This is a genomic window from Corynebacterium sp. UMB6689, from assembly GCF_030215295.1.
Taxonomy (GTDB): Bacteria; Actinomycetota; Actinomycetes; order Mycobacteriales; family Mycobacteriaceae; genus Corynebacterium; species Corynebacterium aurimucosum.
In genome coordinates this window covers 1-1339 of the sequence record NZ_JASOLS010000045.1, presented here as the reverse complement: position 1 = coordinate 1339, position 1339 = coordinate 1, and the positions used below count along the sequence as shown (strand labels likewise).

Annotated in this window: 1 protein-coding gene; it reads left to right on the top strand. The window is 55.0% G+C overall.

What is annotated here, in order from left to right; genetic code table 11:
• Positions 1 to 129: 129 nt before the first annotated feature.
• On the top strand, positions 130 to 1339 hold a 1210-nt coding region (locus tag QP363_RS12585), incomplete at its 3' end, for an IS1634 family transposase (RefSeq protein ID WP_284764738.1).

The following is a 1339-nucleotide window of genomic DNA, read 5'->3' as shown; positions in this document are numbered from 1 at the left end:
ACCTGACTTAGGCCATGGGCTGGTGAGCAATGTCACTCTTGACATTGTTACCTGGCGGTTTTCGTCGGTGGGGTGGGATTTTTCCGCACTAAGTGGGTAGTGCCGGGGGTAGTCGGTAGTCTGATTTTTGTGAGTCCATATATCCGCACCGTTAAGACTGCCTCCGGGGCGACGGCGGTGCAGGTGGTGTTCTCTGAACACAAAGGTGCCAAAAGGATGAAGCATATCGGCTCGGCGCATTCAGAGTCTGAGCTTGCGCTTTTACGGGCTGAAGCTCAACGCATCGTCGATGGTGACCAACTTGCAATGGACTTCAGCGAGGTGAAACACATTCCACCGGCCACGGGCAGCGTTTCCAGCCCGCTGCCGGTGACGGCACAGCGGGCCGGATACTTGCTGGGGTGTATTGATGCGTGTTTCAACGAGTTAGGCCTTGCTGCAGCAACCGGTGATGATCCGGTGTTTCGCGATTTGGTGCGTGCCCGGATCATCCATCCCGGCTCGAAGCTGGATTCCATCGAGACTCTTGCCGAGGTTGGCATCACCAGCGCAAGCTACCGCACTATCCAACGGCGTCTTTCCTCCTTCGCCACCGAATCGTTCGGGCAGATACTAACCCAAGCGTTGGCCCATCATGCAGGTATTGGGCCAGGTACTTTCATCTTGTACGACGTGACCACCTTGTACTTTGAAACCGATACTCCTGATGAGCTTCGCAAACCCGGGTTTTCCAAGGAACGCCGTGTAGAGCCACAAATCCTTGTCGGATTGCTTACTGATGCCACCGGGTTTCCACTGCATGTTGGGGCGTTTGCCGGAAACTCGGCAGAAACCCACACGATGCTACCGATGATCAAAGGTTTCCAAGATGCCTACCAACTCGATGAAGTCACCGTCGTCGCCGATGCAGGCATGTTTTCAGCAGCGAACAAACAAGCACTCATTGATGCAGGTCTGCACTACATTTTGTCGGTGAAAACCCCCACCGTGCCTGAGGTGATTGAAACCTGGCGGTTGAAGAACCCGGGCACTGACTACGCCCACGGCCAGATCTGGACACAAGCCTCGGCAAGCGATGGACGCAAACACACAACACCGAATACAGTGACCCATTTCCAGTACTCCCACGATCGGGCAAGGCGCAGCCTGCGCGGAATCGACGAGCAAGTCGCGAAAGCTAAACGTGCCGTTGATGGCGATATCGCGATTAAGCGCAACCGCTATATCGATCTTTCCGCGCCGAATAAGAAGGTCAACTATGCGCTTGCTGCCAAGCACCGAGCTCTAGCCGGAATTAAAGGCTACGAAACCGACCTTGTTAACCTGCCTGCTAACGAGG